The sequence below is a fragment of the Achromobacter sp. NCFB-sbj8-Ac1-l genome (assembly GCF_052695805.1).
This window is the reverse complement of record NZ_CP199812.1, coordinates 1369882-1389048: the sequence shown is the minus strand read 5'-3', so window position 1 is coordinate 1389048 and position 19167 is coordinate 1369882. Positions and strand designations below refer to the sequence as shown.

Below are 19167 nucleotides of genomic sequence, written 5' to 3'. Positions count from 1 at the left end.
GTCGCGTCTTGAATTTGCCCGCTTACCCCCGTACGCGCAGGATTTTCACAAGATGACTGATATTTTCGGCATCCCCATACAGGCCTTGTTCGGACAGCTGTTGCTGGGCCTGGTCAATGGTTCCTTCTATGCCATGCTGTCGCTCGGCCTGGCCGTTATCTTCGGACTGCTGAACGTCATCAACTTCGCGCACGGTGCGCTCTACATGCTGGGTGCCTTCCTGGCCTGGATGGGGCTGTCGTACCTGGGGTTGAATTACTGGGTCATGCTGGTCCTGGCGCCGCTGGTCGTCGGGCTGTTCGGCATCCTGATAGAAAAGCTGCTGCTCAAGCACCTGTACAAGCTGGACCACCTGTACGGCCTGTTGCTGACCTTCGGCCTGACGCTGCTGATCGAGGGGCTGTTCCGCAGCTTCTACGGCGTATCGGGCCAGCCCTACCCCACGCCTGACGCGCTGCGCGGCGCCACCAACCTGGGCTTCATGGTGCTGCCCAACTACCGCGGCTGGGTCGTGGCGGCGTCGGTGGTGGTCTGCCTGGCAACCTGGTTCGTGATCGAACGCACCCGCCTGGGCGCCCTGCTGCGCGCCGGCACCGAAAACCCGCGGCTGGTCGAAGCCTTTGGCGTGAACGTGCCGCGCATGATCACGCTGACCTACGGCTTCGGCGTGGCGCTGGCGGGCTTTGCCGGCGTGCTGGCCGCGCCGGTGCTGCAGATCTCCCCGCTGATGGGGTCGAACCTCATCATTGTCGTATTCGCAGTGGTCGTGATCGGCGGCATGGGGTCCATCATGGGCGCCATCGTCACCGGGCTGGGCCTGGGCGTGATCGAAGGCCTGACCAAAGTGTTCTGGCCTGAGGCGTCCAGCACGGTCGTGTTCATCATCATGGCCATTGTTCTGTTGATTCGCCCGGCCGGGCTGTTCGGAAAAGAGAAATGAACCGTCAATTCCTGGGCTATGCGGTCCTGGCCGTCGTGGTGGCCATTCTTCCTTTCGTCGGGGTGTATCCGATCTTCGCCATGAAGATCATGTGCTACGCCCTGTTCGCCTGCGCCTTCAACCTGCTGCTGGGCTTCACGGGGCTGCTGTCGTTCGGCCACGCCGCCTTCCTGGGCAGCGCCGCCTACGCCACCGGCCATGCGCTGAAGGTCTGGGGCGTGCCCACCGAGATCGGCCTGCTGTTCGGCGTGGCGGTGGCCGCGTTGCTGGGCCTGGCGATGGGTGCGCTGGCCATCCGCCGCAGCGGTATCTACTTCGCGATGATCACGCTGGCGCTGGCGCAGATGGTGTTCTTCTTCTTCCTGCAGGCCAAGTTCACCGGCGGCGAAGACGGGCTGCAAAGCGTGCCGCGCGGCACCCTGCTGGGGCTGATCGACCTGTCCAAGGACCTGAACCTGTACTACCTGGTGATGGGCGTGTTCATCATCGGCTACTTCATCATCTGGCGCACGGTGCATTCGCCGTTCGGCCAGGTGCTGCAGGCGCTGCGCGAGAACGAGCCGCGCGCCGTCTCGCTGGGCTACGACGTGGACCGCTTCAAGCTGCTGGCCTTCGTGCTGTCGGCCGCCATTGCGGGCCTGGCCGGCGCCACCAAGACGCTGGTGTTCGTGTCCGCCACCCTGTCGGACGCGACCTGGCAGATGTCCGGCCTGGTCATCCTGATGACGCTGATCGGCGGCCTCGGCACGCTGACGGGACCCATCCTGGGCGCCTTCATCGTGGTGCTGCTGGAAAACAAGGTGGGTGACTTCGGCCAGTTCATGGCCAACCTGACCGGCGTGGACTGGTTCCTGCGCCTGGGCGAATCAGTGACCATCGTGATCGGCCTGATCTTCGTCATCTGCGTGCTGGCGTTCCGCCGCGGCATCGTCGGCGAGATCAGCGCGTTCGTCGAGAAACGGCGCGCCGCCCGCGCCTGACCCGTCGCACCGACAGACCCACGGGGCCGCTGGATGCGGCCCCGTTGTCATGGGGCCTGCGCCATGCGTGTTTACAATGGCCGGCACGCAACCCGAAAGGTGCTCCACCATGCGCACGAAGCCTTTGCTTGCCGCCGTCCATGGCGCCCTGGCGCTGACCGCCACCCTGTTGATGTCCGCCCCGGCCCAGGCCGCCGGCCCCACCTGCGAGGTCAACCGCCCGGTGCGGTTCAGCGGCCTGAACTGGGAATCCAACCTGGTGCTGGCCAACATCGAACGCTATGTGATGGAACATGGCTACGGCTGCAAGACGTCGGTCGAGATCGGCGAAACCCTGCCGATGCTGGCGGCGCTGCAACGCGGCGACGTGGACGTCACCCCCGAGGTCTGGCCGGGCCAGATCGAAGGCGCCTGGAAGAAAGCGCTGGCCAGCGGCCGCGTGCTGGGTCTGGGCCATGTCTATGACGCGGGCGAAGGCTGGTACGTGCCGCGCTACACCGTGCAGCGTCATCCCGACCTGAAATCGGCCGCCGACCTGGCGCGCTTCAAAGAAGTGTTCGCCGACCCCGAAGACCCCGGTCGCGGCCGCATCTACGGCTGCCCCGCCGGTTGGGCCTGTGGCACGCTGAACGACAACCTGCTGCGCGCGCTGGGGCTGGACCGCGACTACAGCCTGTTCGCGCCCGGCTCGGGCGCCGCGCAGAAGGCCGCCATCATGTCCGCCTACAAGCGCAAGCGCGACATCGTCTTCTACTACTGGACGCCCACCGCGCTGGTCGGCGCGCTGGACCTGGTCAAGCTGGAACTGCCCGCCTTCGACCAGACGGCCTATACCTGTCTGACGGACCCCAAGTGCGCCAAGCCGGTTGCCACCGAATTCAAGCCCAACCCCGTGGTGACCGGCGTGAACGCCGCCTTCGCCAAGGAGGCCCCGCAGCTGGCCGCATTCCTGGCCAAGCTCACGATACCGGGCGATGCCATCGACGCCACCCTGGGCTGGCTCGAAACCGAAGGCAAGGAGCCCGAGGAAGCCGCGCGCTATTTCCTCAAGCAATACGGCCCGGTCTGGCGCCAGTGGATGCCGCAGGACACGGCGCAGCGGGTGCAGGCGGCGCTCGACAAGGAATGAGTCAGCGCGCTCATGTATCCTGACGTTTCGGCGCGCAGACAGCGCCACGACGAGACACGCAAAGGAAGCACACCATGGACGCCCTGTTCTGGCACAACGGTCACTGGACCACCGAAAACCCCAAACTGCTCGGCCCCGCCGACCACGCCTTCTGGATGGCCAGCATGGTCTTCGACGGCGCGCGCGCGTTTCGCGGCCTGACGCCCGACCTGGACCTGCACTGCCAGCGCGTCATCCGCTCGGCCGAGAAGATGCTGATGAAGCCGCAGCTGGGCTGGCAGGAAATCCAGGCGCTGTGCCTGCAGGCCGTGGCCAAGTTCCCCGAAGGCACCGAGCTCTACATCAAGCCCATGTTCTTCTGCGCCGACGGCTTTTTGCTGCCCGATGCGGACAAGACCCAATTCGTGCTGCACGTGTTCAAGGTGCCGATGCCGGGCGACCAGGGCTTTGCCGCCTGCTTCTCCAGCTTTGCGCGGTCGTGGCCCAACATGGCGCCCACCGACGCCAAGGCCTCGTGCCTGTACCCCAACGGCCAGCGCGCCATCCGCGAAGCGATGGACAAGGGCTTTGACAACGCCATCATGCTGGACGGCGACGGCAACGTGGCCGAGTTCGCATCCAGCAACCTCTGGATCGCCAAGGACGGCGTGGTGTCCACCCCCGTGGACAACGGCACCTTCCTGAACGGCATCACCCGCCGCCGCGTGCTGGCCCTGCTGAAGGCCGATGGCGTGGACGTGCAGGAACGCAGCCTGACGCGCGCCGACATCGAAGCGGCCGACGAAGTGTTCTCGTCCGGCAACTACGGCAAGGTGGTGCACGTGAACCGCGTGCAAGACCGCAAGCTGGAATACGGCCCGATGGCCCGCCGCGCCCACAAGCTGTACATGGACTACGCGGAAAGCACCCGCGGCAAGTAAGCCGCGACGCTTTCCCGGATCCGCCCCTGCTGCCCGCCCCGTGCGGGCAGCGCCGCATGGAACACAAACCGTAGCACCAAGGAAATTTCCGCATGCAATCCCGACGCGAGTTCCTGCGCGGCAGCGCCGCGGTCGCCGGCGCCGGCAGCGCCCTGGCGCTGCTGCCCGCCTCCATTCGCCGTGCGCTGGCCATCCCTGCGAACCGCCGCAAGGGCACGATCGAAGACGTCGAGCACATCGTCATCTTCATGCAGGAAAACCGATCGTTCGACCACTACTTCGGCGCACTGGCGGGCGTGCGCGGCTTTGGCGACCGCTTTCCGATTCCGGTGCCGGCCAGCCCCGATTTCCAGCACCGCACCGTCTGGGCCCAGTACAACGGCCGGCCCGACGAAGGCGCGCCGCGCAGCGTGCTGCCGTTTCACCTGGACACCGCCGAGGCCTACGAGACCATGCGGGTGGCCAGCACCCCGCACACCTGGTCCAATGCCCAGGATGCCTGGGACGCCGGCCGCATGGGCCAGTGGCCGGCCGCCAAGAAGAACCATTCGATGGCGTACTTCACGGAAAGCGACATGCCTTTCCAGTACGCCATGGCGCGGGCCTTCACCGTGTGCGACGCCTATCACTGTTCGTTCACCGGCGGCACCAACACCAACCGGCTGTTCGTCTGGAGCGGCACCAACGACGGTCTGGGCCGGGGCAACGGCCCGGCGCTGGGCAATCTGTACAACAAGCTGGGCGGCGGCGATCCGGCCGGCGCCTACACCTGGACGACCTACCCCGAACGCCTGGAGCGCGCCGGCATCAGTTGGCGCATCTACCAGAACATGGCGGACAACTATTCGCTCAACCCCACCGCCGGTTTCAAGGCCTATCGCGACGCCCACCAGGGCCTGCCGGGGTCGCTGGCAGCCTTGAAGGACAAGGCGCTGACCACCCGCAACCTGGACCTGCTGCGCCAGGACGTGCTGGACGGTACGCTACCCCAGGTGTCGTGGATCTGCGCCACCAAGGCCGGCTCGGAACACCCCAGCCCGTCAAGCCCGGCCCAGGGGGCCGACTACACCGCGCACGTACTGGATGCGCTGACCGCCAATCCCGAGGTCTGGAGCAAGACCGTCCTGTTGCTGATGTTCGACGAGAACGATGGCTTCTTCGATCACATGCCGCCACCCGCGCCGCCCACGCGCCGTGCCGACGGCACGCTGGCCGGCGCATCCACCGTGGACACGGTGGGCGAATACCACGAGATCGTGACGGGGGTCGAAAAAGACGACACCCCCGCCCACCTGCACGGCACCTACGGCCTGGGGCCGCGCGTGCCGATGTACGTGCTGTCGCCCTGGACCAAGGGCGGCTGGGTCAATTCGGAAGTGTTCGACCATACCTCGGTGCTGCGCTTCGTCGAGCGGCGCTTCGGCGTGGCCGAAACCAATATCTCGTCCTGGCGCCGGGCGGTGTGCGGCGACCTGACATCGATCTTCGACTTCGCCACGCCCGACGACGCCGATCGGTTGCGCGGCCTGCCGGCCACCGCCGACCGCGCGGCCCAGGCCGCGGCGCTGCCCGGCACCATCACGCCGCCCGCGCCCGACAAGCCCGGGCTGGCGCGCCAACAGGCCGGCACGCGGCCCTCGCGCCCCCTGCCCTACGCGCTGTCGGTGCAGGAACGTATCGACGGCGACGGCATCGTGCTGCGTTTCGACAATACCGGCACGGCCGGCGCGGTACTGCACGTCTACGACCGGCTGCACCTGGAGGCCGGTCCGCGCCGCTACACCGTGGAAGCCGGCAAGCAGCTCGAAGGCATCTGGCCGACCACCGCCGACCAGGGGCGCTATGACCTGTGGGTGCTGGGTCCCAACGGCTTTCACCGCCACATCGCCGGCCGCTTGCAGGCGGGCACGGTACCGCTGGCGGTCGCAGCCCTGTGCGAGGCGGCCGGCCCGCGGTTGCACCTGACGCTGCGCAACCCGGGTGGCCAGGCCCGCGTGGTGCGCATCGAGGCCAATGCCTACGGCTATCCTGGACGTGCCGACGCCGCACTGCCCGCCGGCGCCGAGACCCGGGTGGACTGGGACCTGGCGCGCAGCGGCGGTTGGTACGACTTCAGCGTGCATGCCGACGACGAACCCGGTTTCGTGCGTCGCGTGGCCGGGCGCATCGAGACCGGCGCCCCCTCAATCTCGGACCCCGCAATGGGACAGGAACTGATACTGCAATGGACACCGCCCGCGTGAAACCACCCGCCCCCTACGAAAACGCCGTGACCTTCCAGTTCGGCGATTCGCCTGAACTGGCCGACGAACTGCTGGCGCTGGTGCTGTCAGGCGCCAAGACGGCGACCTGCGGCGCACTGCGAGACTTCAACGAGCAAGAGCCGGTGCCCGAGGCGGGCCGGCGCGACGTAGTGCTGGACGGCCGCGGCCGCCCGGCCTGCGTCATCGAAACCACCAGCGTCCTGATGCAGCGCTTCGACCAGGTGGACGAGGCGTTTGCGCTGGCCGAAGGCGAAGGCCCGTACGCGGTATGGCGGGCCGAGCACATCGCGTACTTCGACCGCAATGGCGGCTATGCACCCGACATGATGCTGGTGTGCGAGCGCTTTCGCGTAGTGGAGGTGTTCGAACGCGGGACGGACTGAACGCCCGTCCCGCCAGGGGGCCGCGGCGCCCGCAGGCGCCTGCCCCCATCAGGCCGCTTCCTGCTCCGCGGCCTTGCCCAGGCCCAGGTAGCTTTCGATGACCTTGGGATCGCCGGCCAGCTCGCGGGCCGGGCCGTGCAGGATGACCTCGCCGGTTTCCAGCACGTAGCCGTAGTCGGCCACCTGCAAGGCCGCACGGGCGTTCTGTTCGACCAGCAGGATCGCCACGCCGGTTTCGCGCAGCCGCGCGATGATGTGGAAGATCTCGCGCACGATGCGCGGCGCCAGACCCAGGCTGGGCTCGTCCAGCATCAGCAAGGTGGGCTTGGCCATCAGCGCGCGCCCCACCGCCAGCATCTGGCGTTCGCCGCCCGACAGCGTGCCGGCCTGCTGGGCGCGGCGTTCGCGCAGCCGCGGAAACAGGTCGAAGACCTCGTTCAGCGTGTCACGCCAGCCGCTTTCGCGCGCCCGGTAACGGCGAAAACCACCGAGCAGCAGATTGTCTTCGACCGACATGGTGCCGAACAGCTCGCGCCGCTCGGGCACCAGCGACATGCCGGCGGCCACGCGACGCTCGACCTGCCAGCCGGACACGTCGGTGCCGGCGTACTGCACGGTGCCGGCCGCATGGCCGGTCTGGGGCAAGGACCCCATCACGGCATTCAGCATGGTGGACTTGCCGGCGCCGTTGGCGCCGATCACGGTGACGATGCTGCCTGCCGGCACGGTCAGGGTGGCGCCGGCCAGCGCGCCGACCTTGCCGTAGCGGGCCGACAGATTGCTGACTTCAAGTACGGGTTTGGACGCGGTCATTGCACGCCTCCTGCGGTGACGGGCTTGGCCTGGTCGGCTTCGGGCAGATCGTCGTCGATGCCGCCCAGGTAGGCTTCCAGCACCGCCGGGTTCTGTTGCACCTCGGCCGGCACGCCTTCGGCCAGCTTGGTGCCAAAGTCCATCACCACCAGGTGGTTGGTCAGGCGCATCACAAAATCCATGTCGTGTTCCACCAGCAGAATGCTCATGCCCTCGGCGCGCAGTTGTTCCAGCACACGGGCCAGGTCTTGCTTTTCCTTGTAGCGCAGGCCGGCGGCCGGCTCGTCCAGCAACAGCAGCACCGGGTCGCTGGCCAGGGCCCGCGCGATTTCCAGGATGCGTTGCTGGCCCAGCGCCAGGTTGCCCGCCTGTTCGTACAGGTATTCGCCCAGGCCGACGCGCTTGATCTGCTCGGCGGCTTCGTGCAGCAGCTGCGCTTCGCGGGCACGGTCGGCATGCAGGGCACCCGCCCACACCCCCACGTCGGAACGCAGGTGCGCGCCCAGCGCCACGTTTTCCAGCACCGTCATGCCCGGCAGCAATTGCACGTGCTGGAAGGTGCGGCCCACGCCCAGCCTGGCGATCTCGCGGGCCGAACGGTTGTCGATACGCTCGCCCATGAACGTGACCTTGCCGCGCGTCACCGGCAGCACGCCGCTGATCAGGTTGAAGGTCGTGCTCTTGCCGGCGCCGTTGGGGCCGATCAGGCCCATGATCTCGCCCGAGCGGACCTTGAAGGTGATGTCGTTGACGGCGACCAGGCCGCCGAATTCCTTGCGGATGGCATCCACTTCCAGCACCACCTGCCCCGCCTGCGGACGCGGACGCAGCGGCAGGGCCGGCGCCGGTGCGGGCGGCGCCAGGTTGCGGCGCGAACCGTCGGCGCCCGTCAGGCTGCCCCACCAGCCCGCCAGGATCGGCCACAGGCCGTTGCGGGCGTATTGCAGCATCAGGATCAGCAGCACGCCAAAGACGATCATCTCGAAGTTGGCATTGGTGTCCAGCAGCTTGGGCAGGAGGTTCTGCAGCTGGTCTTTCAGCACCAGGATGACGCTGGAGCCCAGCAAGGCACCCCAGACGTAGCCCGCGCCGCCGACCACCGCCATGAACAGGTATTCGATGCCGTAGTTGATGCCGAACGGGCTGGGGCTGACCGCGCGCTGCATGTGGGCATAGAGCCAACCCGACACGCACGCCAGCAAGGCGGCCCAGACGAAGATCACGACTTTGTACGCGGCCGTGTTCACGCCCATCGACTCGGCCATGCCGGCACCGCTCTTGAGCGCGCGGATGGCGCGGCCCGGCCTGGAGTTCAACAGGTTGCGGGTTGCCCACAGCGCCAGCAGCACGAACACCCAGATCAGGTAATAGATGTGACGACCGCTGGCCAGCGACATGCCGAACAGGCTGATGGGCTCGATGCCGGCGATGCCGTCATGCTTGCCCAGCGCATCCAGGTTGCCGAACAGGAAGAACAAGGACAGGCCCCAGGCAATGGTGCCCAGCGGCAGGTAGTGGCCCGACAGGCGCAGCGTGATCGCGCCGAGCAGATAGGCCACCACGGCGGTCAGGATCAGGCCGGCGGGCAGCGCCAGCCAGGGCGACACGTCGTATTGCGTGGTCAGGTAGGCGGTGGTGTAGGCGCCCAGGCCGACGAACGCAGCCTGGCCGAACGAGGTCAGGCCGCCCACGCCGGTCAGCAGCACCAGGCCCAGCACGACCAGGCTGGCCAGGCCGATGTAGTTCAGCTGCGTCACCCAGAATTCGGGCGTGGCCGGCAACAGCGGCAGGCCGGCCAGGACGACGATGAAGACAGCAAGCAAAATGCGGTTCATGACGTTTATTCCTCTTCGTCCACGTGATGGGTGCTGAACGAACGCCAGACCAGAACCGGGATAATCAAGGTGAAGACGATCACTTCCTTGTAGGCGCTGGCCCAGAAGGACGAGAACGATTCCAGCACACCCACCAGCAGCGAGCCGGCGGCCGCCACGGGGTAGCTGGCCAGGCCGCCGATGATGGCGCCGACGAAGCCCTTCAGGCCGATCAGGAAGCCCGTGTCGTAGTAGACCGTGGTGATGGGCGCGATCAGCATGCCGGACATGGCGCCGATGGCCACCGCCAGCGTGAACGTCAGGCTGCCGGACATGGTGGTGCTGATGCCCACCAGGCGAGCGCCGCGACGGTTGACGGCGGTGGCGCGCAGCGCGCGGCCGTACAGCGTCTTGCCGAAGAACAGCCACAGCGCAATGATCAAGAGCGCGCAGGTCGCCACCACGAACAGGCTTTGCGCCGACCACGTCATGAAGCCCAGGTCGACCTGGCCGCTCACGAACGCCGGCGTGCGCCAGCCTTCGGCGCCGAAGAACACCAGCGCCAGGCCGGTCAGCGCGAAGTGCACCGCCACGGACACGATCAGCAGCACCAGCACGGTGGCTTCGGCCAGCGGCTGGTAGACGATGCGATAGACCATGGGGCCCATCGGAATGACCAGCAGCAGCGTCAGCAGCATGTTCAGCCACAGCGAATTGCCGGCGGCGGTATACGTGACGGTCAGCCAGAGCAGCGCAAGCGGCAGGACGACACAGGTCAGCACCGCGCGAACCAATCCGGCCGCGTTGCGGGTGCGCAGTGCGCGCAGCAGTTCAAGCGCCAGGCAGACCACGCCCAGCAGCGGCAGCAGGTAGGCGGTGCCGGGCACCTTGCCATCCACCAGCATCGCCAGGGTCAGGGCGCCGAACGCCACGAACTCGCCCTGGGGAATGAAAATGACGCGCGTAACGGCGAATACCAGCACCAGAGCCATGCCCAGGAGGGCATAGATGGCGCCGTTGACGACACCGTCTTGCAGCAGGATCAGCGCAATTGAGGAATCCATCTAACAACCTATTTAGTTCTTGGTGCACCGGCCGCGCCCGGGACACTTGATACGACGCACCGGCCGGAGAGGCCGGTGCGAAGCATTGCTGGGGCGCCCAGGCGGGCGCCCCTGGATCGGGCAATCCGCGGGGATTACAGGCCGGGCTGGTAGACCCACTTGCCGCCTTCGACCTTGACGATGACGCGCGAACGCTCGTCAAAGCCGGCGTGGTCGGTCGGTGACATGTTGAACACGCCTTGCGAGACCGCCAGGTCCTTGACGTTTTCCAGGGCATCGCGCATGGCCACGCGGAATTCCGGCGTACCCGGCTTGGCGCCGGACTTCAGCGCCACGGGCAAGGCTGCCACGACCAGTTGGCCGGCATCCCACATATGGCCGCCGAAGGTGTTGGTCGAGCCGGCGCCGTTGGCCTTTTCATAGGTTTCGACGTAGGCCAGGGCCGACTTCTTGACCGGGTTGCTGTCGGGCAGTTGCGCCGCGACCAGCAGCGGGCCGGCCGGCAGGAACATGCCGTCGCAATCCTTGCCGCAGACACGCAGCACGTCGTTGTTGGCTGCGCCGTGGGTCTGGTAGATGGTGCCGCCGTAGTTGCGGGCCTTCAGTTCCTTCTGCGGCAGCGCAGACGGGGTGCCGGCGCCGGCGATCAGGATGGCGTCGGGCTTGGCGCCGACCAGCTTGAGCACCTGGCCCGTCACGCTGGTATCGGTGCGGCTGTATTTTTCGATGGCGACGATCTCGATGCCCTTGGCCTTGGCGGCCTTTTGCATCACGTCCAGCCAGCCGTCGCCGTAGGCGTCGGCAAAGCCGATGAAGCCCAACGTCTTGACCTTGGACTTGGACATCGCGTCAGCCAGCGCGCCGGCCATCAGGGCGTCGTTCTGCGGGGTCTTGAAGACCCAGCGGCGCTTGTCGTCCACGGGTTCGACGATCTTGGCGCTGGCGGCCACGCTGATCATCGGCACCTTGGCTTCGGCGGCCACGTCCACCATGGCCAGCGAGCCCGGCGTGACCGACGTGCCGATCAGCACGTCGACCTTGTCGTCGGAAGCCAGTTTGCGCGAGTTCTTGACGGCTTGCGTCGTGTCGGTGGCGTCGTCCAGCACGATCCATTCGATCTTCTGGCCGGCCACTTCCTTGGGCAGCAGCGCCACGGTGTTGCGCTCGGGGATGCCCAGCGAGGCGGCGGGGCCGGTGCTGGACACCGTGACACCCACTTTGACCTGGGCGCTGGCCAGCAGCGGCAGGGTCAGGGCAACGGCGGCGGCGGCCGCGGACAAGCCGAAGTGCTTGCGCATGTTTTTGTCTCCTGTGGTGGCTCTTTTGTTGCCCCGGTCGAGGCGGAAGCGAGCCTAGTTAAAGTTATACAGAAAAAAATATTATAGGGTTAAAAGAGTATCAAATGACTTCGCACAACTACGGTAAATCCCTGATGTGCTACGGAAACCCAGTTCAGCAAACGCATTCGTTAATGGCGAACTTGTACTTGAAAGCCCTGCGGGCGTCAGTTGGGGGATTCCCTTGTGCGGCGCACCCCGCCACCGCATTCAACGCCCCAGCATCGGCCACACCCGCTCGACCCTTGCGGCGACCCATGCGGCCAGCGCCGCCTTGATCAGATCGCCGGGCACGAACACCGCCACGGCCATCGCGGCCTTGGCCAAACCCATCTTGGTGACCGTCGCCAGCCACGGCACGCCGAACGCGTAGACCACCACGATGCCGCCCACCACGCAGGCGAAGGCATAGCCGGCCAGGGCCGGCCAGAAGCGCTCGGCCCGGCCCGCCAGACGGCGTGCCAGCAAGCCGGTGACCCAGGCCCCCGCCACCAGCCCGACCAGGAAGCCCCCCGTGGGGCCGAAGAACGCGCCCATGCCGCCCCGCCCGCCCGGCAGCACCGGCAGCCCGATGGCCGCCAGCACCAGATACAAGAGGCAGGCCAAGGCGCCGCGCCCGGGCCCCAGCATCGCGCCGGCCAGCATGGCCCCCAGCGTCTGCAAGGTGATCGGCACCGGAATGCCGGGCAGCGGCACCGGCGGAATCAGGCTCATCACGACGATCAGCGCGGCGAACAGGGCCACCAGCACAGTGTTGTTGGATTTCATGGCAGTGCCTTTTCTATCAAGACGAGCGTTCAGAGACTGCGGGCGTCGATGGCCTCGGCCACTTCCTGGGCCCGCTTCAGGGTCAGCACCACCAGGGGCACGATCAGCGCGGCCGGGTTTGCGCCCAGTCCTCGTGCCGCCTGCGCCTCGCGGATTTCATGGAAATTGCGCCATATCTCGGGCACGAAGCGCAAGGCCAGGGCCAGCGCCAACGCCACCTTGCCGGCGTCGACCAGCCCGATCCGCTGCAGCGGCATCAGCACGCGCTCGCACACGGCGATCAGGTCGGACGTACGGGTCGACAAGGTGACGGCCAAGGCCAGGCCCACCATCGCGGCAATGCGCAGCACCACGGCCAGCGCCTCCTGCCAGCCCTGGAAACAGCCCGTGAACAAGGCCACGGCCAGCAGCACCCAGGCCAGCCCGCGCACCTGCGTCCAGACGCCCGCCACCGTGGCCCCGGCCAGGCGCAGCAGCAGTGCCGCCACCAGGCACGCCAGCGCCAGCCCGCGCGGATCGTGCAAAAGAAACAGGCCCGCGCCCGCCGCGGCCAGCGCCAGCAGCTTGAGCCACGCGGGCAGTCGGTGCAGCGGCGAATCGCCGGGTATATATAGGGGTTCGATCACGCGCAGTGGTTCCGGTACCAGCGCAGCGCCGCTGCGGGCGTGTCGTCGGCAGCAATGGCGCCGTCCCGCACCACCACCACGCGCTCGAAGTCGTCGAGCAGGTCCAGGTCGTGGCTGACCACGATGGCGTCCTGCGGCAAGGCGGCAATGGCGTCGCGCACCCGGTTGCGGTTGCGCAGGTCCAGCTGGGTGGTGGGCTCGTCGAACACCACCAGCGCAGGGCGCATGACCAGCACGGCGGCCAAGGCCACCAACTGGCGCTCACCGCCCGACAGGGTGTGGCTGGTGCGGTCCGCCAGGTGCGCCACGCCCAGGGCGGCCAGTTGGGCCTCGATACGGGCCTCGCGCTGGCCACGGTCGGGTTCCAGGTGCTTCAGGCCAAACGCCAGGTCTTCGCGCACGATGGGAAAGACAATCTGGTTTTCGGGGTTCTGGAACACGAAACCGACCTGCCGGCGCACGGCTTTGAGGTCCTGACGGGTGTCCAGTCCACCGACCCGCACGCGGCCCGAGGTAGGCAGCACCAGGCCATTGACCAGCCGCGCCAGCGTGCTCTTGCCGGCGCCGTTCGGGCCGACGATGCCAACCCGGCGGCCGGCAAGCCGAAGGCTCACCCCGCGCAACACTTCCGCCTGGGGCGTCGATACAATCGCCTGGTCAAACTCGATTAACATGGGGCGGGATTATGCCCGAACCATTTCGGGCATCGGGACTCCAAGAGCTGATATGGACAAAGTACGCAAAACCGACGCCGAATGGCGGGCCCAGCTGTCCCCGGAAGAATACGTCGTCACCCGCGAAAAGGGTACCGAACGCGCATTCACCGGGCGCTACTGGAATACCTTCACCCCTGGCATCTACCGCTGCGTGGGCTGCGGCACCGCGCTGTTCGCATCCGACACCAAGTTCGACGCGGGCTGTGGCTGGCCCAGCTACTTCCAGGCGCTGGATCCGGAACTGGTGCGCGAAGAACGCGACACCAGCCACGGCATGGTGCGCACGGAAGTGCTCTGCAACGTCTGTGACGCGCACCTGGGCCACGTCTTTCCCGACGGCCCCGAACCCACCGGCCTGCGCTACTGCATCAATTCCCTGTCGATGACGTTCGAACCCATAGAAGACTGAATGAAGAAGTTCCTGTTCGACCTCTTTCCGCTGTTCCTGTTCTTCCTGGCCTACCGGTTCACGGACATCTTCATCGCGACCGGCGTGGCCATGGCGGCGGCGGTGCTGCAGATCGTCTGGCTCAAGGCCACCGGCCGCGCCACCGAAGCCATGCACTGGATCAACCTGACCGTCATCCTGGTGTTCGGCGGCGCCACCATCTGGCTGCACAGCGATGTCTTCATCAAATGGAAGCCCACGGTGCTGTATTGGCTGTTCGGTGGCGCGCTGGTGTTTGCCCGCCTGCTGTTCGGCCGCAACCTGATCCGCCGCCTGATGGAAAAGCAGATCCAGCTGCCGGACGCCGCCTGGGAAAAGCTCAACCTGGTGTGGGCCGGCTTCTTCCTGGTCGCGGGCGCCCTCAACCTGTACGTGGCGTTTTCGGGGCATTTCACCGAATCGCAGTGGGTCAGCTTCAAGGCCTTTGGCCTGATGGGCCTGATGATCGTGTTCGTCATCGGCCAATCGCTCTGGCTGGGCAAGCACATCCAGACCGAAGACAACGCTGCGCCGGGCTCCAGCACCCCGCCCAAGCCCTGAGGCCGCCCGGCCGGGCCCGCGCGCCCGGCCCGTCGCCCTTCCCCCACGGCGCGCCCGACGCGCCGGAACTTTACGATTGACGCCATGTCAGAAACCACCGATCGCATCGCCCTGATCCGGGAGCGCCTGGCCGTCCTGGAACCGCTTTCCCTGGACATCCAGGACGACTCCCATTTGCATGCCGGCCACGAAGGCAGTAAAAACGGCGCCGGCCATTATCGTGTGCACATCGTTGCGTCCTGCTTTGCGGGGCTCTCCGCCGTGGCACGGCATCGGCTGGTGTATCATCATTTGCAAGATTTGATCCCCTATCCGATTCATGCGCTTGCGCTAGACGCCCAGGCTCCCAAATAGTTAGTAAAAGGATATTCATGAAACGCATCGTCATGCTGGCCGCCGCCTGCGTCATCGCTGTGCCCGCTTTTGCCCAGAACGTGGCCACTGTCAACGGCAAGGCCATTCCGCAAAAGAGCCTGGATCAATTCGTCAAGCTGCTGGTCAGCCAGGGCGCCACCGATTCGCCCCAGCTGCGCGAACAGGTCAAGCAAGAAATGATCAACCGCCAGGTCTTCGTGCAAGCCGCTGAATCCACCGGCATCGCCAAGCAGGCCGACGTCCAGACCGAAATCGAACTGGCCCGCCAAGGCATCCTGGTTCGCGCCCTGATGGCCGACTACCTGGCCAAGCACCCGGTGTCGGATGCCAAGGTCACGGCCGAATACGACAAGATCAAGAAAGAACAGGCCGGCAAGATGGAATACAAGGTCCGTCACATCCTGGTCGAAGACGAAAAGACCGCCAACGACCTGCTGGCCCAGCTGAAGAGCAACAAGGGCAAGTTCGACGACCTGGCCAAGAAGAACTCGAAAGACCCTGGCAGCGCCGAAAAGGGTGGCGACCTGGGTTGGGCTCCCCCGACCAACTACGTCCAGCCGTTCGCGCAAGCCGTGACCCAGCTCAAGAAGGGCCAACTGGTCGACAAGCCGGTCCAGACCCAATTCGGCTGGCACATCATCATGGTCGACGACACCCGCCCGGTCGAATTCCCGCCGCTGGACCAAGTGCGTCCGCAACTGGAAGAAATGCTGCGCCAGCAAACCCTGGCCGACTACCAGAAGGAACTGCGCGAAAAGGCCAAGATTCAGTAAGCCTGTCGCCTTCCCAAAAAAACTGCCCGCAAACAGCGGGCAGTTTTTTTTGTGCCGGCGTTTCCCGGCAATACATCCTAGGACGCCTAGGACAGGCCCAACAGCGCCTTCAGCGCGTCTTCGTCCAGCACCGTCACGCCCAGCTCCCGGGCCTTGGTGAGCTTGCTGCCGGCGTCTTCGCCGGCCACCAGGTAGGCTGTCTTCTTGGAGACCGACCCGCTGACCTTGCCGCCGGCCGCCTGGATGCGCATCGAGGCTTCTTCGCGGGTCCAATTGGGCAGCGTGCCGGTCAGGACAAAGGTCTTGCCCGCCAGGGTAGTGTCTTCGGGCACGGCCTCGGCCACCGGCTGCACACCCTGCGCCTTCAATTGGTCGATGACGTCGCGGTTATGCTGCTCGGCGAAAAAGCGGCGGATGGAGCCTGCCACGACGGGCCCCACGTCGGGCACGGACGACAGGGCATCTTCGTCCGCATCCATGATGGCCTCGATGCTGCCGAAATGGCGCGCCACGTCGCGGGCGGTCGTCTCGCCCACGTGTCTGATGCCCAGGGCAAACAACAGGCGCCCCAGCGCCGGAGCCCGCGCCTTGTCGATGGCCTCGACCAGGTTGTCGGCCGATTTCTGGCCCATGCGGTCCAGGCCCACCAGCTCAAGCGGGCGCAGGCTGAACAGGTCGGCCAGCGACTTGACCCGACCGCTGTCCACCAGTTGCTCGACCAGTTTCTCGCCCAGGCCTTCGATATCCAGCGCCTTGCGGCTGGCCGCGTGCCAGAGCGTCTGCTTGCGCTGGGCGGCGCAGAACAGGCCGCCGGTGCAACGGGCGATGGTTTCGTCTTCCAGGCGCTCGATCGCGGAACCGCAGACCGGGCATTGCTTGGGCATGACGAATTCGCGCGCATCATCGGGCCGCTTCTCGAGCACGGCGCCCACGACCTCGGGAATCACGTCGCCCGCGCGCCGCACGATGACCGTGTCGCCGATGCGCACGTCCTTGCGGCGGATTTCATCTTCGTTGTGCAGCGTGGCGTTGGTGACCGTCACGCCGCCCACGAACACCGGCTTGAGCCGGGCGACGGGGGTGATGGCGCCGGTGCGGCCCACCTGCACCTCGATGTCCAGCAGCGTGGTGGTGGCTTCTTCGGCGGGAAACTTGTGCGCCAGCGCGAAGCGCGGCGCGCGCGCCACGAAGCCCAGCAGTTTCTGGGCCGGCAGCGAATCCACCTTGTAGACCACGCCGTCGATGTCGTAGGGCAAGGCAGCGCGCAGCGCGCCGACCTTGGCGTAGAACGCCATCAGGCCTTCGGCGCCAGTGGCGCGCAGGTTGTGCTTGACGTTGACGGGCAGGCCCAGCGAGGCCAGCCAGTCCAGCATCGCGCCGTGGGACTTCTCGGGCAGCGGCGAGGCCTCGGCGGCGCCCGCCGGCGCCTCGTCGAACAGGCCACTCTGCCCGCCCGGCAGGCCCTGGACCTCGCCCCAGCCATAAGCGAAAAAGCGCAGCGGCCGCTTGGCGGTGATGCGCGGATCCAGCTGCCGCAGGCTGCCGGCGGCCGCGTTGCGCGGATTGACGAAGACCTTTTCGTCGCGCTTGGCCTGGGCCGCGTTGAGTTTTTCGAAGTCGGCGCGATTCATCAGGACTTCGCCGCGCACTTCCAGCACCTTGGGTGCGGGGCCGGTCAGTTGCAGCGGAATCGCCTTGATGGTGCGGATGTTGGACGTCACGTCTTCGCCCGTCTGGCCGTCGCCGCGGGTGGCGGCCTGCACCAGGCGGCCGTCTTCGTAGCGCAGGCTGATCGCCAGGCCGTCCAGCTTGAGTTCACAGAAGTATTCGGCCTGCTGGGCCGGGCCCAGCAGCCCCGCGCCACGCAGGGTGTCGGTGACCCGGCGGTCGAATGCCACGACGTCTTCTTCGTCGAAGGCGTTGCCCAGCGACAGCATGGGCACCGCGTGGCGCACGCTGCCGAAGGCCGACACCGGCGCCGCCCCCACGCGCTGCGTGGGCGATTCGGGCGACACCAGCTCGGGGTGGGCGGCTTCCAGGTCCTGAAGCTCGCGCATCAGGCGGTCGTAGTCGGCATCCGAGATCGACGGGTCGTCGTAGACGTAATAGCGGACGTTGTGCTGCTCGATCTCCGCGCGCAGGCGAGCCGCGGTTTCCGCCGCAGGGGTCCCTCCGGCCTTGCTCATTACGCAAACACCCGTTGAGCGCGCTCGCTGCCCGCCGGCAAACCGGCTTGTTCGAGCTGACCGAACAGCACTTGCAGGCGTTCGTCGATGACCGTTTCAGAGCCGTCGGCCAGGGGCTTGCCCTGGTCGTCGACCAGATCGGCACGCAAACGGGTGGCCAATTCGCGGCCCACGTCGACCATGCGGCCGAAGGCACGGCTGTCCGCCGGGCTGCACGGCACGTCCAGCAGCAGGTACAGGCGTTCGATGCCGCCCATGCCGGCGTCGAAGGCAGCGCCATCGGCGCGCGCCAGCGTGAAGCGGGCCACGCCGTTCTCGGCAGGCCAGGCCAGGCGGTTGCCATCGGCCACGAAGCCGGCATCGCGCGCCACGTTCAGGACTTCAGCGGCCGGTTGGGCGGCACCCAGCAGCAGCGTCAGGCCGACCTGGGTGTCCAGCGCGGCGCAGGTGTCGTCCAGGCGAGCCGCTTGTTCCAGCACGGCCTGTTGGTCGGGGCCTTCGATGAGCGCATCGAAGCGTTCGGCCATGTCCTGGGCGCGGGCCCAGGCCTGCGACCATTCGATGGCGGTCAGGGGGCCGCTGCGGTTGGCCAGCAGCACGGCCAGCTGCATGGACGCATAGGATTCGCCGGCATGCACGCGCGCGCGGTGACGGCGCTGGTCGGTTTCGGCGAACACGCGCATAGGCTTGCGGCCCACGTGGCGCAGGCTTTGCATGTAGGGCAACAGGTCGGCGCCGCGCACGGGCTCGGCGAAGTTGATCTCGATGACCACTTCGCACGCGGGATCGGGCTCTTCGGCGTCGTCGGCATCGCTGCCCGGATCGACCGGCTTGGGTTGCTCGGGGTGTGCCTTGGGGGCATCGCCCATGCCCGGCTCGCGCCGCATGGCCGCGCCGCCCGCGGCGGTTGCGCCCGCAGCCGCATTTGCACCCGCCCCCAGCAGGGGATCCTGCTCGGAGGTGGGAAAATGGCTTTGCATCTTGCGGCGGACGCGGCGGTCTTGCCACCAATTGAAGCCCAGCACCAGCAGTATCAGCAAGACGCCCAGGGCAATCAGCCCGATCTGCAAATCACTCATGTGTAAATCCCG

Annotated in this window: 19 protein-coding genes; 10 read left to right on the top strand and 9 right to left on the bottom strand. The window is 66.8% G+C overall.

Translation table 11 applies throughout. The features are described 5' to 3' along the window. Positions 1-52: 52 nt before the first annotated feature. The 6 genes from ACUDP5_RS06400 (at position 53) to ACUDP5_RS06375 (ending at position 6616) form a co-directional block, all read left to right on the top strand. The gene (locus ACUDP5_RS06400; protein WP_445658403.1) at positions 53-940 is read left to right on the top strand and encodes a branched-chain amino acid ABC transporter permease; all 888 of its coding nucleotides are present in this window, start codon (positions 53-55) and stop codon (positions 938-940) included. Beyond that, positions 937-1920, top strand: a complete 984-nt coding sequence (locus tag ACUDP5_RS06395; protein ID WP_263910460.1) for a branched-chain amino acid ABC transporter permease — start codon at positions 937-939, stop codon at positions 1918-1920. Before ACUDP5_RS06400 ends, ACUDP5_RS06395 begins: the two co-directional genes overlap by 4 nt. 109 nt (positions 1921-2029) lie before the next feature. Continuing rightward, positions 2030-3049, top strand: coding sequence for an ABC transporter substrate-binding protein (locus ACUDP5_RS06390; RefSeq protein ID WP_263910459.1), 1020 nt, complete (start codon positions 2030-2032; stop codon positions 3047-3049). 74 nt (positions 3050-3123) lie between these two features. Then, positions 3124-3969 carry a branched-chain amino acid aminotransferase gene (locus ACUDP5_RS06385; RefSeq protein ID WP_263910458.1) on the top strand — a complete coding sequence of 282 codons (846 nt, stop codon included), beginning with the start codon at positions 3124-3126 and terminating at the stop codon, positions 3967-3969. A 92-nt stretch (positions 3970-4061) separates the two neighbouring features. After that, entirely contained in the window at positions 4062-6212 is a 2151-nt protein-coding gene (locus ACUDP5_RS06380; protein ID WP_445658402.1) for a phosphocholine-specific phospholipase C, read from the top strand. Further along, a complete protein-coding gene (locus ACUDP5_RS06375) occupies positions 6194-6616 on the top strand; it encodes an ASCH domain-containing protein (RefSeq protein WP_263910456.1) in 423 nt (140 codons plus the stop codon). The genes ACUDP5_RS06380 and ACUDP5_RS06375 overlap by 19 nt, the downstream gene beginning before the upstream one ends. 48 nt (positions 6617-6664) lie before the next feature. Here the strand turns inward: ACUDP5_RS06375 and ACUDP5_RS06370 are convergent, their stop codons facing one another. The 7 genes from ACUDP5_RS06370 to ACUDP5_RS06340 all read right to left on the bottom strand — a co-directional run bounded on the left by ACUDP5_RS06370 (position 6665) and on the right by ACUDP5_RS06340 (position 13712). Then, positions 6665-7429 carry an ABC transporter ATP-binding protein gene (locus tag ACUDP5_RS06370; protein WP_025137093.1) on the bottom strand — a complete coding sequence of 255 codons (765 nt, stop codon included), beginning with the start codon at positions 7427-7429 and terminating at the stop codon, positions 6665-6667. Continuing rightward, positions 7426-9264: a branched-chain amino acid ABC transporter ATP-binding protein/permease gene (locus tag ACUDP5_RS06365; RefSeq protein WP_263910455.1), complete on the bottom strand. Its 1839-nt coding sequence runs from the start codon at positions 9262-9264 to the stop codon at positions 7426-7428. Before ACUDP5_RS06365 ends, ACUDP5_RS06370 begins: the two co-directional genes overlap by 4 nt. Positions 9265-9269: 5 nt before the next feature. After that, a complete protein-coding gene (locus ACUDP5_RS06360; protein WP_263910454.1) occupies positions 9270-10307 on the bottom strand; it encodes a branched-chain amino acid ABC transporter permease in 1038 nt (345 codons plus the stop codon). Positions 10308-10441: 134 nt separating this feature from the next. Beyond that, positions 10442-11605 (bottom strand): ABC transporter substrate-binding protein, encoded by a 1164-nt coding sequence (locus ACUDP5_RS06355; protein WP_263910452.1) that lies wholly within the window; start codon positions 11603-11605, stop codon positions 10442-10444. Between the two features lie 249 nt (positions 11606-11854). Beyond that, the gene (locus tag ACUDP5_RS06350; RefSeq protein ID WP_263910450.1) at positions 11855-12412 is read right to left on the bottom strand and encodes a biotin transporter BioY; all 558 of its coding nucleotides are present in this window, start codon (positions 12410-12412) and stop codon (positions 11855-11857) included. A 29-nt stretch (positions 12413-12441) separates the two neighbouring features. Further along, positions 12442-13038 (bottom strand): energy-coupling factor transporter transmembrane component T, encoded by a 597-nt coding sequence (locus ACUDP5_RS06345; RefSeq protein ID WP_445658401.1) that lies wholly within the window; start codon positions 13036-13038, stop codon positions 12442-12444. Then, positions 13035-13712, bottom strand: coding sequence for an energy-coupling factor ABC transporter ATP-binding protein (locus ACUDP5_RS06340; RefSeq protein ID WP_263910446.1), 678 nt, complete (start codon positions 13710-13712; stop codon positions 13035-13037). Before ACUDP5_RS06340 ends, ACUDP5_RS06345 begins: the two co-directional genes overlap by 4 nt. A 52-nt stretch (positions 13713-13764) precedes the next feature. On the opposite strand from ACUDP5_RS06340, the gene msrB reads away from it, so the two are divergent. The 4 genes from msrB to ACUDP5_RS06320 all read left to right on the top strand — a co-directional run bounded on the left by msrB (position 13765) and on the right by ACUDP5_RS06320 (position 15890). Further along, positions 13765-14163, top strand: coding sequence for a peptide-methionine (R)-S-oxide reductase MsrB (msrB, locus tag ACUDP5_RS06335; protein WP_263910445.1), 399 nt, complete (start codon positions 13765-13767; stop codon positions 14161-14163). Then, positions 14164-14742 carry a septation protein A gene (locus ACUDP5_RS06330; RefSeq protein ID WP_263910444.1) on the top strand — a complete coding sequence of 193 codons (579 nt, stop codon included), beginning with the start codon at positions 14164-14166 and terminating at the stop codon, positions 14740-14742. A gap of 84 nt (positions 14743-14826) precedes the next feature. Continuing rightward, complete coding sequence (locus tag ACUDP5_RS06325) at positions 14827-15096, top strand: BolA family protein (RefSeq protein WP_263910443.1); 270 nt, start codon at positions 14827-14829, stop codon at positions 15094-15096. A gap of 17 nt (positions 15097-15113) precedes the next feature. Further along, the gene (locus tag ACUDP5_RS06320; RefSeq protein ID WP_025137083.1) at positions 15114-15890 is read left to right on the top strand and encodes a peptidylprolyl isomerase; all 777 of its coding nucleotides are present in this window, start codon (positions 15114-15116) and stop codon (positions 15888-15890) included. An 86-nt stretch (positions 15891-15976) separates the two neighbouring features. Here ACUDP5_RS06320 and ligA read toward each other — a convergent pair whose 3' ends face one another. Continuing rightward, the gene (gene ligA / locus ACUDP5_RS06315) at positions 15977-18076 is read right to left on the bottom strand and encodes an NAD-dependent DNA ligase LigA (protein WP_263910442.1); all 2100 of its coding nucleotides are present in this window, start codon (positions 18074-18076) and stop codon (positions 15977-15979) included. Next, entirely contained in the window at positions 18076-19155 is a 1080-nt protein-coding gene (locus tag ACUDP5_RS06310; RefSeq protein WP_263910441.1) for a cell division protein ZipA C-terminal FtsZ-binding domain-containing protein, read from the bottom strand. Before ACUDP5_RS06310 ends, ligA begins: the two co-directional genes overlap by 1 nt. Between the last annotated feature and the right edge of the window lie 12 nt (positions 19156-19167).

Excerpts from the sequence above, each read along its gene's own strand:
- ACUDP5_RS06350 (WP_263910450.1), bottom strand. The coding sequence starts at position 12,412 with ATGAAATCCAACAACACTGTGCTGGTGGCCCTGTTCGCCGCGCTGATC.
- ACUDP5_RS06400 (WP_445658403.1), top strand. The coding sequence starts at position 53 with ATGACTGATATTTTCGGCATCCCCATACAGGCCTTGTTCGGACAGCTG.
- ACUDP5_RS06360 (WP_263910454.1), bottom strand. The coding sequence starts at position 10,307 with ATGGATTCCTCAATTGCGCTGATCCTGCTGCAAGACGGTGTCGTCAAC.
- ACUDP5_RS06395 (WP_263910460.1), top strand. The coding sequence starts at position 937 with ATGAACCGTCAATTCCTGGGCTATGCGGTCCTGGCCGTCGTGGTGGCC.
- ACUDP5_RS06365 (WP_263910455.1), bottom strand. The coding sequence starts at position 9,264 with ATGAACCGCATTTTGCTTGCTGTCTTCATCGTCGTCCTGGCCGGCCTG.
- ACUDP5_RS06355 (WP_263910452.1), bottom strand. The coding sequence starts at position 11,605 with ATGCGCAAGCACTTCGGCTTGTCCGCGGCCGCCGCCGCCGTTGCCCTG.
- msrB (WP_263910445.1), top strand. The coding sequence starts at position 13,765 with ATGGACAAAGTACGCAAAACCGACGCCGAATGGCGGGCCCAGCTGTCC.
- ACUDP5_RS06325 (WP_263910443.1), top strand. The coding sequence starts at position 14,827 with ATGTCAGAAACCACCGATCGCATCGCCCTGATCCGGGAGCGCCTGGCC.
- ACUDP5_RS06390 (WP_263910459.1), top strand. The coding sequence starts at position 2,030 with ATGCGCACGAAGCCTTTGCTTGCCGCCGTCCATGGCGCCCTGGCGCTG.
- ACUDP5_RS06320 (WP_025137083.1), top strand. The coding sequence starts at position 15,114 with ATGAAACGCATCGTCATGCTGGCCGCCGCCTGCGTCATCGCTGTGCCC.
- ACUDP5_RS06330 (WP_263910444.1), top strand. The coding sequence starts at position 14,164 with ATGAAGAAGTTCCTGTTCGACCTCTTTCCGCTGTTCCTGTTCTTCCTG.
- ACUDP5_RS06380 (WP_445658402.1), top strand. The coding sequence starts at position 4,062 with ATGCAATCCCGACGCGAGTTCCTGCGCGGCAGCGCCGCGGTCGCCGGC.
- ACUDP5_RS06310 (WP_263910441.1), bottom strand. The coding sequence starts at position 19,155 with ATGAGTGATTTGCAGATCGGGCTGATTGCCCTGGGCGTCTTGCTGATA.
- ACUDP5_RS06370 (WP_025137093.1), bottom strand. The coding sequence starts at position 7,429 with ATGACCGCGTCCAAACCCGTACTTGAAGTCAGCAATCTGTCGGCCCGC.
- ligA (WP_263910442.1), bottom strand. The coding sequence starts at position 18,076 with ATGAGCAAGGCCGGAGGGACCCCTGCGGCGGAAACCGCGGCTCGCCTG.
- ACUDP5_RS06385 (WP_263910458.1), top strand. The coding sequence starts at position 3,124 with ATGGACGCCCTGTTCTGGCACAACGGTCACTGGACCACCGAAAACCCC.
- ACUDP5_RS06375 (WP_263910456.1), top strand. The coding sequence starts at position 6,194 with ATGGACACCGCCCGCGTGAAACCACCCGCCCCCTACGAAAACGCCGTG.
- ACUDP5_RS06340 (WP_263910446.1), bottom strand. The coding sequence starts at position 13,712 with ATGTTAATCGAGTTTGACCAGGCGATTGTATCGACGCCCCAGGCGGAA.